The following is a 12,887-nucleotide window of genomic DNA, read 5'->3' as shown; positions in this document are numbered from 1 at the left end:
GCCCCGGCGCGCGCCCGGACCCGGCCGGGCCGGCAACCACCGACCCCGCACCCCCCGACCCCGCCCTAGCGCGGCGGTCGCAGTCCCAGCACGCGGTCCTTCAGGGCCGGGAACTGGGCGCGGGTCTCGGCGACCTTCGCCGGGTCGAGGTCCACGGTGAGGACGTCCTCGCCGGGGCCCGCCTCGGCCAGGACCTCGCCCCACGGGTCGACGACCAGGCTGTGCCCCGACTGCTCGACGCCCGCGTGGGTTCCGGCGAGGGCGCACGCGAGGACGTACGACTGGTCTTCCACGGCGCGCGCCCGGTTCAGCAGGGTCCAGTGTGCGCGGCGGCGCGCCGGCCAGCCCGCCGCGACGACCATCGTGGTGGCGCCGGCGTCGACCAGGCCGCGGAAGAGTTCCGGGAAGCGCAGGTCGTAGCAGGTGGCGATGCCGAGGGTCTGTTCCGGCAGCTCCACCGTGGTGAGGGAGTCGCCGGCGGCCATCAGCACCGCCTCGCCCTGGTCGAAGCCGAAGCGGTGGATCTTGCGGTAGGTGGCGGCGAGCTCACCCTCCGGGGAGAGGACGAGGGCGGTGTTGTAGAGCGAGCCGTCGCCGGCGCGCTCCACGACCGAGCCGGCGTGCAGCCAGACACCGGCGTCGCGGGCGGCCTTGGACATGGCCTCGAAGGTGGGGCCGTCGAGCGGTTCGGCCTCGGTCTCGAAGAGTTCGTAGGCGAAGGCTCCGACCGTCCAGAGTTCGGGCAGGACGACGAGATCGGACCCGGACTGCTCCCGTACGAGATCGGCCACCCGGGCACGTCGGGAAGACACCGACTCGCCCTCGTTCACTGCGATTTGGATCAGCGAGGCGCGCACACTACCACCGTCCTGGCGTTCAAGCCGTCATCTCGGGCCTACGATCGTCACACGAAAGCACTGCCGGGGTGCTCACCGGCAGCGTAGTTTTGGAAAGCGAGCCACTGCTTCCGAACGCGCCACTGAACAGCACCGCGAGGGGTCCCGTTGACCGTCCATCCGCATCCCAGCCTCCAGCCCTATGCCGACGCGTGGACGCATTCCATCGAGGCGATATCCGAGCTGGTCCTCCCCTTGGCGGAGGGCGACTGGAACCGGGCGACGCCGTGCCCGGGCTGGTCGGTCCGTGACGTTGTGTCACACATCATCGGCATCGAATGCGAGCAGCTCGGGGACCCCCGGCCGATCCACACCGTGGCGCGGGACCTGCGGCACGTGGTGGACGAGTTCAGCCGGTACATGGAGGTGCAGGTCGACGTACGCCGTCACCACACCGCGCCGGAGATGACCTCGGAGCTGGAGTACACCGTCATCCGCCGCTCGCGCCAGCTGCGCAACGAGAAGCGGGATCCGGACACGATGGTGCGGGGGCCGCTGGGCGACCAGGTGACGCTGGAGCAGGCGCTGCGGCTGCGCGCGTTCGACGTGTGGATCCACGAGCAGGACCTGCGGGCCGCGTTGGGTGCACCGGGCAACTGGGATTCGCCCGGCGCGTACGTCGCGCGTGACCTCCTCCTGGCCGGGCTGCCGAAGGTGGTCGCGAAGCTGGCGGGGGCGCCGGCGAACTCCGCGGTCGTCATCGACGTGCACGGCCCGCTGGAGTTCATGCGGACCGTACGCGTCGACGCGGAGGGCCGCGGGACCCTGGACAAGGCGCCCTCGCTGGGCCCCGCGGTCACGCTCACCCTGGACTGGGAGACGTACGTCCGCCTCGCGGCGGGCCGCGTACGCCCGCGGAGCGTCGCGGACCGGGTGAAGATCGAGGGAGACCCGGAGCTGGCGGACGCGATCCTGGCGCACTTCGCCGTGACGCCGTAGCGGGCCCGCCCGTCACTGGCCGTCGTCGTCGCCGCGGCGGGACAGCCGCCGCCAGGCCCAGGCGGCGGCGGCCCCGACGAGGGCGGCGGCGAGCGCGCCGAGGAACTCCGGTACGGCGGCCAGCAGAAGGTGCTGAGCGAGCGGTGCGAGGTGCATGTCGGTCTCCTTCACGGGAATCGGTGTGAGGAGACGATGGGCGTTTCCGGTCCTGTCCCCACCCGCGTGCGGGACCGGCTGGGGCGCCCTGGGACGGGCTGGGACGACGCGCAGGCCGGGGCGGCGGGGCGGTACGCGATTCCCCGCGCGGCCCGGGACCGTCAGGGACGTCCGGAGGCGGCGCTGCGGGAGGGTGCGATGGGGTGGGAGCGGTACGGGGCGTTCCTGCGCGCGCAGGCCGAGCAGGCCGGGATGGGCTCGCGGGACGTCGAGCGTGCCTTCAGGGCGGCGGCCGAAGCGGATCCGGGCGGGCCCGTCGGCGCGATGGCCTGCTCCAAGTCGCACATCGACCGCGTCTTCGGCGGGCAGGCCCAGCCGAAGCCGCCGTGGCCGTTCACCGTGCAGTTCCTGCGCATCACCAGCAAGGCCGCCGGCCTCAGTCGGGAGGAGTACGAAAGCCGCTGCGCGCAGGCGAAGTCGCTGCTCCAGGCCGTGGCCGAGGCGCCCCTCCCGGCTCCCCGCAGCACTCCGGCCGCCGTGCCCGACACGGTCGCCGTCCTGACCCTGAAGCTGGAGCTCGAACGCGTCTTCCACACGGAGACCCGGCTGCGCTACGCCCTGCGGGACGCGGGTTTCCTGATGCAGACCCTGCTCCAGATCATCGACGCGCTGCGCGAGATCATCGCCGGGACGGACGGCCCACGCGAGGAGAGCCGACAGGCCCTGGCCCACAGGTCGACCGCGCAGCAGGAGGCCGACCGCGTGGCCGCCCGGATGCGGGTCCTGGAGGACCTGTGGGACCGCGCCCGCGCCGAGATCCAGCGCCTCGCCGCGCACCCCGACGCCGCCGACCTGGCCCTGGCCCGCCCGGCCGCCGGAGCCCCCGCCCAGCCGCTGTCGGCCCCCGACCTCCTCACGCGGCCCGCCCTCGACGACATCGCCGCAGCCCTGGCAAAGGCGCACGAGGTCAACACCCGCGAGGAGGAGGCCGTCCCGGCCCTGCGGCAGGCCGCCAGCGGGGAGGGGTTCCTCCAGCCGGACGGCGAACTCGATCTCCTCCTCGCCTCGACCCGCCTCAGCGATCCGGACGCCCGCTGTGCTGCGGTCGGCAAGCTCGCCTCCCAGTGGTCCCTCAACCGTGAGGCCCGGTCAGCCGTCCTCCACCTGATCGCCGACGAGGACCCGGCCGTCCGCGCCCATTCCGCCGAAGCACTTGGCCAGGGGTGGCCTGGCGATGCCAAGGTCCTGGAGGCCGTACTGCGGCAGAGTGACGACAAGGACCCGAGTGTCCGCGACTCTGTCATCACCGCCCTCATGGTTGGTTGGCCCGGTGACCCCGGGGCCCGGAACACGGTCCTCCATCTGACCGACGACCCGGAGACGGACGTCCGTTGGAACGCCATCGAAGCGCTTGGCCAAGGCTGGCCGGGCGACCCCACAGCCCGCGATGCCCTTCTCTCCCTGGCCGAAGACCCCGATCCGGGAGTCCGCATGTCCATCGCCGACGCACTCGCGATGGGTTGGCCGGGCGACCCCGCGGCCCGGGATGCGGTCCTTCGCCTGGCCGGCGACCCGGACCCGGACGTGCGCCGGTACTCCGCCGAAGCGCTCGGCCGGGGCTGGCCAGGTGACCCCGAGACCTGGGAGATCGTCCTCTCCCTGTGTGACGACCAGGACGTGTACGTCCGCTGGAAGGCGTCGGAGACGCTCACCAAGGGCTGGCCGCTCGAACGTGCCGGTCGCTATGTCCTCCTCCGCCTGGCCGCCGAGAAAGCGCATCAGATCCGCCGGTTGGCAATCACTGCGCTCGGAACGAGCTGGCCGGACGACCCCGGCGTGCGGGACACGCTCCTCCGCCTGGCCGCCGACCCGGACGCGGGGGTCCGCGCGTCCGTCGCCGAGGCGCTGGCGAAAACCTTGCCCGGCAACGCCGCAGTCCGCCATGCCCTGCGCCTGCTGGTCGCCGACCCGAACGCGATGGTCCGGCTGAGTGCGGCGGAAGCGCTCAAGCCATGGCGGGAAGCCGGAAGCGCCTGACGGCAGGCCAGCCCAGCCCGCCCCCTCAGGCCAGCGCCCGCCCCGGCTCCGGCTCCGCTTCCGCCGCCACCGCCCGGGGTCCCGGGGCCTGCCCCGGGATCGTCGCCCGGGCGCGCTCGCGCTCACGGGCCAGCGCCCGCCCCCGTAGCCGCAGGATCTGGCTGATGCCGAGCGCTTCCAGTACGAACACCGTCGAGAACGCGATCCGGTAGTCGTCCCCGGTGGCGTCCAGCAGGATCCCCACCGCCAGCAGCGTCGTCATCGAGGCGAGGAAACCGCCCATGTTGGTGATTCCCGAGGCCGTGCCCTGACGCTCCGCCGGATTCGCCGGCCGGGCGAAGTCGAAGCCGATCATCGACGCCGGGCCGCAGCCGCCCAGCACCAGGCACAGCGCGATCAGCAGCCACATCGGCGCCCGGTCCCCCGGGTAGGCCAGGACGGACCCCCACAGCAGGGCGGTGAGCCCGACGGTGCCCAGGGCGAGGGGGATCCGCGAGGACTGGCGGCGGCCGATGATCTGGCCGTAGACCAGCCCGAGCGCCATGTTCGAGGCGACGACCAGCGTCAGGAGCCCGCCCGCGGTGGTCCGCGACAGCCCCTGCGCCTCGACCAGGAACGGCATGCCCCACAGCAGCAGGAAGACCATCGCCGGGAACTGGGTGGTGAAGTGCACCCACAGCCCGAGCCGGGTGCCCGGCTCGCTCCAGGACTCCTTGATCTGGCGGCGTACGAAGCCCCCCGCGCCCCGCGAGGTGACGGCCGGCGGCTCGTGCCCCTCCGGGTGGTCCCGCAGGAACAGCACCAGCGGCACCAGGACCACCAGCCCCGCCACCGCGCTCCCCGCGAAGGCCGCCGTCCAGCCGACCCCGTGCAGGACGGGCGCGAGGACGAGGGTGGAGACGAGGTTGCCCGCCATGCCGACCAGGCCGGCGAGCTGCGCCATCAGCGGCCCGCGCCGGGCGGGGAACCACCGGGTGCCGAGCCGCAGCACCGAGATAAAGGTCAGCGCGTCGCCGCAGCCGAGCAGCGCCCGCGCGGCGAGCGCCATCCCGTACGAGGGCGAGAGCGCGAAGCCGAGCTGCCCGACGGTGAACAGCACCGCGCCCAGGGTCAGCACCTTCTTGGTGCCGAGCCGGTCCACCATCAGGCCGACGGGCACCTGCATGCCCGCGTAGACGAGGAGCTGGAGCAGCGAGAACGTGGAGAGCGCGGAGGCGTTGACGTGGAAGCGGTCCGCCGCTTCGAGGCCGGCCACGCCCAGGCTGGTACGGAAGATCACCGCGACGAAGTAGACGGCGACGCCGATGCACCAGACGGCGACGGCCCGCCTGCCGCCCGGAGGGTCCTTGACCACGAGGGCGGAGCTCACCGGCCCGTCCCCCGCACCAGCGCGTCGACCCGCCCGATGTGCCCGCGTACGGCCGCCGCGGCCGTGTCCGCGTCCCCGGCGCGCAGCGCGTCCAGGATCTCGGTGTGCTCGGCCAGCGTCCGCTCCAGCCGGTCGGGGTGCGCGTGCAGCAGCGCGACGCCCATCCGCAGCTGCCGGTCGCGGAGTTGGTCGTAGAGGCGGCCCAGGATCTGGTTGCCGGTGGCGCGCACGATCTCGGCGTGGAAGGCCCGGTCGGCGGCCATCATCGCGGGGAGGTCGCCCTCGGCGGCGTGCCGGCGCTGCTCCTCGACCAGCTCGGCGAGCCGGTCCAGCAGGCCCGGCGGCGCGGGGACGGCCCTGCGCACGGTGAACTCCTCGACCAGCAGCCGGGTTTCGAGCACGTCGTTGATCTCTTGCGCGGAGACGGGCAGGACGAGCACGCCCTTCTTCGGGTACAGCTTCAGCAGTCCCTCGGTCTCCAGGCGCAGCAGCGCCTCGCGGACCGGCGTACGGGACACCCCCACGGCCTCGGCGAGTTCACCCTCGGTGAGGAGGGTGCCGCCTTCGTAGCGGCGGTCGAGGACGCCCTGCTTGACGTGCCGGTACACGCGCTCGGCAGCGGTGGTCGTGGTGGTGGCGGCTGACATGCGCACAGCTTAGATACAACAGAGGCGCGCTCCGGGCGGCGTCCGGGATGTGGACGCCGACTGCTCACCGCTGCATCGAAGGGTGTACCGGCGCTTCGTCCACCGGCAGGACGTACGGGGCCGCGCGCGCCGGGACCCTGAAGTCATGGCCGACACACTCACCGCCGGCACGGCCCGCACGACGGCCGCCCGGCTGCCGCTCCTCGACGTCCTGCGCGGCGCCGCCGTCCTGGGCACGCTCATGACCAACGTCTGGATCTTCGCCTCCCCGGGCTCGGAGTGGGGCGTGCTCCAGGGCGGGCTCGGCGGACCCGACCCTCTCGCCGACCCCTCCGCCGCCACCATCGCGGAGGCCGTGTTCCGCTTCCTGGCCGACGGAAAGTTCCTGGCCCTGCTCACGATCCTCTTCGGGGTGGGCCTGGCCATCCAGTACGACTCCGCCGCGCGCCGGGGCCTGGCCTGGCCGGGGCGCTACCCGCGCAGGGCCGCCTTCCTCTTCCTGGAGGGGACCCTCCACTTCTTCCTCGTCTTCGCCTGGGACGTGCTGATGGGGTACGCCGTCACCGCGCTCCTCGTCGCCTGGCTGCTGGCCCGCTCCGAACGGGTGCGGCGGGTGGCCATGTGGACGGCCGCGGGGGTGCACCTCGCGCTGGTCGGGCTGGTGACACTGGGGGCCCTGGCCGATGGGGATGCCGGTTCCGCGGCCCCCGCCCCCGCTCCCGAGGCCGTGCGCCTCTACGCCGACGGCAGCTACCTCGAACAGGTCGCCTTCCGGTTCGACCACGTCGCCGCCCTGCGCATCGAGCCCGTCTTCTCCTTCGGGCTGCTCGTCTTCCTCTTCCTCCTCGGGGTCCGCCTCCACCGGGCCGGCGCCTTCACCCCGACCGCCGCCGGGCGGCGCGTCCGCGTCCGGATGGCCGCTTGGGGGCTCGGCCTCGGGCTGCCGCTCGGCGCCGCCGCGGCGCTCGGCGGCCCGGACCTCTTCTTCCTGGGCCGCTACGGCACCGCCCCGCTGATCGCCGTCGGGTACATCGGCCTGATCGGCATCGCCCTCGACCGCTTCGCGGTGCCCGGGGCCGCCGCCCTCGGGGCCGTCGGGCGCACCGCCCTGTCCTGCTACGTCGCCCAGAACCTGATCTGCATGCTGCTCTGCTACGGCATCGGCCTGGGTCTTGCCGACCGTCTCGGCGGCAGCGGCCCCTGGTGGGTGATGGGCCTGTGGGCGGCGGTGTCCCTCGCGCTGGCCGCCGCATCGGGGCTGTGGCTGCGCCGCTTCGAGCGCGGCCCGCTGGAATCCGTACAGCAGTGGGCGCTCAGCCCTCGTGCTCGGTCCCGGTCTCGGTCCTGCTCTCGGTCTCGGTCTCGAAGTGGAACACCTTCGCGATGATCTGCCAGCGGCCGTCCACCCGCAGCAGGGTCAGCAGGTCCGTGTACCGGCGGGGCCCGATCGCGCACTCCACCCGGGCCAGCGCGGTCACCGGGCCCGCGAACTCGACCGAGACGATCCGGTCCCGCCGGACCTCCCCCCGGGTCGCGGGCGACTCCCTGCGCGCGACGATCGGCAGGTACTCGTCCATCCCGAGCCGCAGCAGCGGCCCTTCGGTGGCCGTGGCGTAGACGGCCTCGGGGTGGAAGACCCGGGCCAGCAGCTCGGTGTCGCAGTGGTAGAGCCCGTCGAAATAGTCGGCGAGGACGGAACGGACTTCGCGGTCGGACATGGGGAGGCCTCCGGGGTTCGGCTCACGGCTGTTGCTCTCCCCCGAACCTAGGAGCACCGCCCGCCCGGCACCACGACGAAGATCGAAGCGATCGATAACCCCCCGTGATGCATGCCGGTCACCTCACCCACCTCACCCGCCCCTGACCTCCACCTCCAGCACGAACTCGTCGTACGGCGCCTCCTCCGGGTACGGCGGCCGCACCTGCGCGAAGCGGATGCGGGCCCGCCCGCCCGGGCAGCGCCCGTGGACCACGTACGTCCGCTCCAGGGAGCCGCCGGGCAGCACCTCGACCGGGGCCGGCGCGGCCTCGCTCACCGAGACGGCGTCCGCGTCCCCGGTCACCTGCCAGATCCACACGTACCCGCGCGCCCCGCGCCCGGTGAGCCTCAGCTCGTACGACTCACCGGCGGCGAGGGCCACCTCGCGCACCTCCACCCGCCACGACCTCTCAGACGGCGCCGATCACCGACCCCTCGTGCCAGCCCGCGCCGTCGCGCCAGTAGTGCTGGAGGCGGCGGTCGGTGCGCAGCACGATCACTTCCAGGTTGAACCCGAAGCTGCCCTGGAGCATCCCGGTGACCGAGCCGACGTCGTGCCCGAAGACGGCGCTGCGGCTCCAGGCGGAGCCGGCGGCGTTCCCGCGCCACCAGTGCTCGACGCGGCCGCCGGCCACGGCCACGCACAGCTCGTAGTTCCCGGCGGTGTCCTCGTCGGCGGCCCCGTACTGGGCCTCGATCAGGCAGGGCGCGGAGGTGGCCGGCGCCGCGCTGCCGAAGACCTCCCCGGGGCGCCAGGCGAAGCCGTTCGGGTCGTCGCGCCACCACAGCTGCATCCGGCCGTCCGTGCGGGCGGCGACCAGGTCGAGGTGGCGGCTGCGGGTCTGGACGAGGGCGGGACCGAAGTGGGCGATGCCGGAGGCGAAACGGCCGCCGTCGTTCCAGGTCCAGGGGGCGCCGTTGATCCGCCACCAGTGGTTCAGGCGGCCGTCGGCGGTCCGTACGACCACCTCGAAGTTGCCCGGCTTGCCGTAGTCGCTCTGGATGAAGGCCGGGGTGGATCCGACCGCCGCGTCGCCCGGCCCGAAGGCGCCGCCGTCGCGCCAGACCCGGGCCGACTGCTCGTAGTACCAGTGGCGCAGCCGGCCGCCGGTGGTGACGTGCAGGGACTCCATGTTGCGGTTGTAGGTGGTGCCGGTGAAGGCGGGCCGGCCGGAGGCGTCGTTCGCGAAGGTTCCCCCGCGGGCCCAGGGGAAGGGTGCGTCGCCCTCGCGCCACCAGTGCTGGAGGCGGCCGCTGCCGTCGGGGGTGGTCGCGAGCAGCTCGAAGTTGCGGTGGGCGCGGCCGTTGCCGCTCTCGTAGACGTTCCCTGTGTGCAGGCGGCGCTTGCTCCAGGGGTCGATGTTGGTGCCGCGCAGGCCGCACTTGGCCCAGTAGTCGATGTTGACCTCGCCGTAGGCGATGCGGCCGTAGCCGCCGACGTGGTAGCCGGTCCCCCAGGAGTTCTTGAAGAGCCAGCACCCGGCGGCGTCGTCGTACCCGACGATCAACACACAGTGCCCGCCCGCCAGTTGATCGCTCGTACGGTGGTACACCCCCGCCCCGAGCCCGAAGAAGTCGTCGTAGACGTCGAAGCAGGCGGTGAGCGGGCCGACGGTGTCCAGCCACACCTTCTGCTGCTCCACGTCGCCGAGCCGGACGTAGTCGGGGATCCGCACCGTGCGGCCCGAGCGGTCCCAGCTGGGCGTGTACTCGGCCCGCCAGGCGTCGCGGCGGGAGGCGGGGAGACCGGCGGGCGGGGTGCTGTAGGGCCAGCAATCCGGGTCGGCGAGGCCGCCGTTGGTCTTGATCCAGTCGAGGGCCGTCTCCGGATTGGACCCCTGCCCACAGGTGAACCGCAGCCCGTCGTGGACATCCCCCTCGGAGCGCTCCGCCCACACGCCGTGCTCGATGCGGGCCATGGACTCCACCAGGCCGGCGGCACCGAAGGCCCAGCAGGAGCCGCAGGGGTTCTGGTCCTTGACCTTGGTGATCCACGGCCACCCCCAGCGGCGGCGCCAGTCGACGGCGGCGGGCCGGGCGGTGAAGGTCTTCGTCCCCTCGGCCAGCAGCCCGTGTGCGGCACGGCGCCGGGTGAGGTGCGGATTGCCGCTCTCGTGCCCGATGAGCCCCCGCAGGTCGACGGCCCCCACCGCCTCGGCGGGCGTCAGGTTCGTCCCGGGCTCCAGACCGAGCGAAGGCCTCGGTACGGGCTCCTCGTCGGCCAGGTGCTCCGAGACCGACCACCGCGCCCCGCGCTCCGCGAGCCGCGCCCGCAACTCCCCCGCCGACTGGACATGCTCCTCCGGCATAGCGCCCCCCAGCTGCAACCGTACGAATGCCAGACCCGGGAGCGTCCCCCCGGCACGGGGGCCCGTCAAGGGGGTCCGCGCGGTCGCGCGGGGGCACGCGGGGGCACGTACCGTACGGGCATGAACATGCCGCGGGAACAACGCCAATTGGCGATGATCGCCGAGGTCGTGTCCCTCGGCGTGGAGGTCTGGCTGTAGGGCGGCTGGGCGATGGACTTCTGGCTCGGCGAGATCACCCGCCCGCACGGGGACGTCGACTGGTTCGCGTGGTCCCGGGACGCGGAGCGGCTGAGCGGACTCCTCACTGCACGCGGGTACGAGGTCCTGCGCGCGGACGCCCAGCAGCTGGACCTGGTACGCGACGGCGAGGAACTGAGCTTCGCGCTGATCGCACGGGACGCGGACGGCCGGGTGGTGGCGGCGGGCGGCCCGTGGGCGGGGACGGCCTGGCCGGAGGGGATGCTGTCCTCCCCCGAGCCGGGCCGGCTGCGCGGGGTGGAATGCCCGGTGGTCTCGCCCGAGGCACAGATCGAGATCAAGCGGATGATGCCGGTGTGGGTGCCGGGCCGTCCCCGGCGCCCGAAGGACGCCGGGGACGTGGCGCGGCTGGAGGCGGCCCTCGCTGCCGCTAGGACACCGGCAGGGGCGCGGGGACCGGGACGGGCAGCTTCGGCGGGTCGACCGGGAGCGGGGGGAGACCCGGCAGGCCGGCCCCGGTGAGGAGCGCGACGAGGGCGGCGACCAGGTCGGTGACGACGCTGGTGACCTTGTCCTTGGCGTCCGTCGAACAACCACAGGGCCCGGCGGTCTTGGTGAGCGCGTCGACGGAGGCCTTGAGCTTGTCGAGGGCGCCGGTGACGAGGTCCAGGGGTCCGTCGGCGGCCTTGGTGTTGGCCTGCATGCTGGCCTGGGTGTTGGCCTTGGCGTCGGCCTGGGTGGCGATGGGCAACTTCGGTGCGCCGACGGGGAGCTTGGGCGCCTCCACCGGGAGCTTCGGGGCCTCGACCGGCAGCTTCGGCGCCTCGACCGGCAGCTTCGGCGCCTCCACCGGCAGCTTCGGCGGCTCCACGGGCAGCTCCGGGACCGGTGCCGGCAGGTCCACCGGCGGCTTGACCGGCGCCTCGGGTACGGGCACGGGCAGGGCCGGCGCGGGCGGGAGGGTCTTCTTCACGTCGGCCAGAGCCGTGTCGATCTTCTCCTTCAGCGCGGCCAGATCCGCCTCCGGGATCTTCCCGTCAGGCGACTTCAGCACGGCCGAAAGCAGATCGGTGACGGGTTTCAGCAGCCCCCCGACGGCCCCCAGCGACTGCACCTGCGCGAGCAGCGCCTCGGTACCGGGGATCGCCTTCCCCGCAACGGCGACGGGAGGCCGCTCGGGGGCGTTCGCGGCGCCCGCGAGGCCGGGGGACGCGGCCAGCAGGGTCACGCAGAGGGCGGCGGGGACGGTGTAGCGGGTGAAGCGGCGCAACGGATCTCTCCTGTCCAGAGACGGCAGCGGTGGGTGACATGGGACGTGTCCCGCTCCACGTAGGGGCCACCCGTCACCCCCCGCAACCGGAAGCCCGGTTACCGCTCCCCTGACACGCCGCGCAACCGGCGTACACACCCCGCCGACCTGCGCGTTCACCGTCACCCTCGCGTGATGCCCCGTCAGACTGGCTGCCGCTCCGTCCCGCACGCCTCCCCCGCACGGGGGAAACGGATGCTCCCGGAGCAGGACGCGGGGCGGCGGGGGCGGCGGCCAGCATGGGCACATGAGCATTGAGGGGTACGTGCCCCCGGGGCGCGGGGTGCGGGTGGCCGGCTGGCTGGCGGCGGGCGGGATGCTCGTCTACGCGGGGCTGAAGGTGTACATGGCGCTGCGCGGGGAGATCGGCATGCCGGGCAGCCCGGCGCCGCCGGAGGTACAGGCCCGCTTCGAGCATCCCGCCCTGGCTCAGGCGGGCAACGCGGCGCTGGGGGTGGGCGCGGCGGCGGTGGCGTGGGCGGCCGTCGCCCGCTGGGGGGCTCGGATACCGCGCTGGTTGCTGCTGGGGGCGCTCGCGCTCGCGGTGGTGATGCAGCTGGCGGGGGCCGTGGTCACCGTGGCGCGCGGGGGCCCCGGGATGTCGCTGTCGGACTGGGCGATGAGCGGGGTGCAGCTCGCGGCGTGGTGCGTGGTGACGGTGTCGTACGCCGCCCGCACGCGCGGCCCGGCACGGGTTCGCCCATGGGCGGCGTACGCGGCGTACGGGGCATACGGGGCATTCGGCTGCGCGCTGGCGTACGGGCTGATGAAGCTCAACTGGGCCTTGGGCGGCGCCTTCCTGGCCCGCGAGACCCCCTTGCCGCCGACCCTGCGGGAGGATCTGCTGGCCCGCACCGACGGCATGGTGGCCGGTCACTGGCTCTCGGTGGCCCTGGCCGTCCTGGGCATGGCGGCCGCCCTCCACCTCGCCGGCCACTTCGGCCCGCACGGGCGGCTGCGCCGCCGGGTGCTGCTGGTCGGCGCGTGGGCGGGCTGCGCCTTCATGGCCGCCCGCGCGGTCGGCCTCCTCGGCTACGGCTTCGCCGGTGACCTGCTCGTGTTCTCGGGCCGGGCTTCCGTACCCGCTGAGTACGCCACCTTCGCCCGCGAGCAGGCCTGGTGGGACCTCCTGCTGTGGTCCCCGTACTGGCTCCTGTTCGGCGCGTGCTGGGGAGTTGCCGCCCGGCGCTACCGGCGCGCCGACGGGCCCGGGCGGGCGGCCGTCAGCCACGCGGGGCAGGCTGTTGGCGCCTGACTCCACGTCCACA

Annotated in this window: 13 protein-coding genes; 5 read left to right on the top strand and 8 right to left on the bottom strand. The window is 73.7% G+C overall.

Going from position 1 to position 12,887, the window contains the following annotated elements:
- Positions 1 to 65 precede the first annotated feature (65 nt).
- The gene (locus tag OG625_RS19825) at positions 66 to 857 is read right to left on the bottom strand and encodes a carbon-nitrogen family hydrolase (RefSeq protein WP_329382643.1); all 792 of its coding nucleotides are present in this window, start codon (positions 855 to 857) and stop codon (positions 66 to 68) included.
- A 147-nt stretch (positions 858 to 1,004) separates the two neighbouring features.
- On the opposite strand from OG625_RS19825, the gene OG625_RS19820 reads away from it, so the two are divergent.
- Entirely contained in the window at positions 1,005 to 1,835 is an 831-nt protein-coding gene (locus OG625_RS19820) for a maleylpyruvate isomerase family mycothiol-dependent enzyme (protein WP_329382641.1), read from the top strand.
- Between the two features lie 12 nt (positions 1,836 to 1,847).
- Here the strand turns inward: OG625_RS19820 and OG625_RS19815 are convergent, their stop codons facing one another.
- Positions 1,848 to 1,991, bottom strand: coding sequence for a hypothetical protein (locus OG625_RS19815; protein ID WP_329382640.1), 144 nt, complete (start codon positions 1,989 to 1,991; stop codon positions 1,848 to 1,850).
- A 36-nt stretch (positions 1,992 to 2,027) separates the two neighbouring features.
- Here OG625_RS19815 and OG625_RS19810 point away from each other — a divergent pair, with 36 nt between their 5' ends.
- Positions 2,028 to 4,028: a HEAT repeat domain-containing protein gene (locus tag OG625_RS19810; RefSeq protein WP_329382636.1), complete on the top strand. Its 2,001-nt coding sequence runs from the start codon at positions 2,028 to 2,030 to the stop codon at positions 4,026 to 4,028.
- Between the two features lie 25 nt (positions 4,029 to 4,053).
- On the opposite strand, the gene OG625_RS19805 is transcribed toward OG625_RS19810, so the two are convergent.
- Together OG625_RS19805 and OG625_RS19800 are read right to left on the bottom strand one after the other, a co-directional pair.
- The gene (locus tag OG625_RS19805) at positions 4,054 to 5,397 is read right to left on the bottom strand and encodes an MFS transporter (protein WP_329382632.1); all 1,344 of its coding nucleotides are present in this window, start codon (positions 5,395 to 5,397) and stop codon (positions 4,054 to 4,056) included.
- Complete coding sequence (locus OG625_RS19800) at positions 5,394 to 6,044, bottom strand: GntR family transcriptional regulator (RefSeq protein WP_329382629.1); 651 nt, start codon at positions 6,042 to 6,044, stop codon at positions 5,394 to 5,396. The genes OG625_RS19805 and OG625_RS19800 overlap by 4 nt, the downstream gene beginning before the upstream one ends.
- A gap of 145 nt (positions 6,045 to 6,189) precedes the next feature.
- On the opposite strand from OG625_RS19800, the gene OG625_RS19795 reads away from it, so the two are divergent.
- Positions 6,190 to 7,431, top strand: a complete 1,242-nt coding sequence (locus OG625_RS19795) for a DUF418 domain-containing protein (RefSeq protein ID WP_329382625.1) — start codon at positions 6,190 to 6,192, stop codon at positions 7,429 to 7,431.
- On the opposite strand, the gene OG625_RS19790 is transcribed toward OG625_RS19795, so the two are convergent.
- The 3 genes from OG625_RS19790 to OG625_RS19780 all read right to left on the bottom strand — a co-directional run bounded on the left by OG625_RS19790 (position 7,358) and on the right by OG625_RS19780 (position 10,112).
- Positions 7,358 to 7,762 carry a nuclear transport factor 2 family protein gene (locus OG625_RS19790; RefSeq protein ID WP_329382623.1) on the bottom strand — a complete coding sequence of 135 codons (405 nt, stop codon included), beginning with the start codon at positions 7,760 to 7,762 and terminating at the stop codon, positions 7,358 to 7,360. The two genes, OG625_RS19795 and OG625_RS19790, sit on opposite strands and share 74 nt — an antisense overlap.
- Positions 7,763 to 7,894: 132 nt before the next feature.
- Positions 7,895 to 8,200, bottom strand: coding sequence for a hypothetical protein (locus tag OG625_RS19785; RefSeq protein ID WP_329382620.1), 306 nt, complete (start codon positions 8,198 to 8,200; stop codon positions 7,895 to 7,897).
- A gap of 13 nt (positions 8,201 to 8,213) precedes the next feature.
- Positions 8,214 to 10,112, bottom strand: a complete 1,899-nt coding sequence (locus OG625_RS19780) for a C1 family peptidase (protein ID WP_329382617.1) — start codon at positions 10,110 to 10,112, stop codon at positions 8,214 to 8,216.
- A 210-nt stretch (positions 10,113 to 10,322) separates the two neighbouring features.
- Between OG625_RS19780 and OG625_RS19775 the strand changes: the two genes are divergently transcribed.
- Complete coding sequence (locus OG625_RS19775; protein WP_329382615.1) at positions 10,323 to 10,832, top strand: nucleotidyltransferase domain-containing protein; 510 nt, start codon at positions 10,323 to 10,325, stop codon at positions 10,830 to 10,832.
- On the opposite strand, the gene OG625_RS19770 is transcribed toward OG625_RS19775, so the two are convergent.
- On the bottom strand, positions 10,741 to 11,580 hold the full coding sequence (locus OG625_RS19770) for a hypothetical protein (protein ID WP_329382613.1): 840 nt from the start codon (positions 11,578 to 11,580) through the stop codon (positions 10,741 to 10,743). The genes OG625_RS19775 and OG625_RS19770 overlap by 92 nt on opposite strands.
- Positions 11,581 to 11,866: 286 nt before the next feature.
- On the opposite strand from OG625_RS19770, the gene OG625_RS19765 reads away from it, so the two are divergent.
- On the top strand, positions 11,867 to 12,874 hold the full coding sequence (locus OG625_RS19765; RefSeq protein WP_329382608.1) for a DUF3995 domain-containing protein: 1,008 nt from the start codon (positions 11,867 to 11,869) through the stop codon (positions 12,872 to 12,874).
- The last annotated feature ends 13 nt before the right edge of the window (positions 12,875 to 12,887 follow it).

The organism is Streptomyces sp. NBC_01351 (assembly GCF_036237315.1).
Lineage (GTDB): Bacteria > Actinomycetota > Actinomycetes > Streptomycetales > Streptomycetaceae > Streptomyces.
This window is presented reverse-complemented; position numbering and strand designations above follow the sequence as displayed.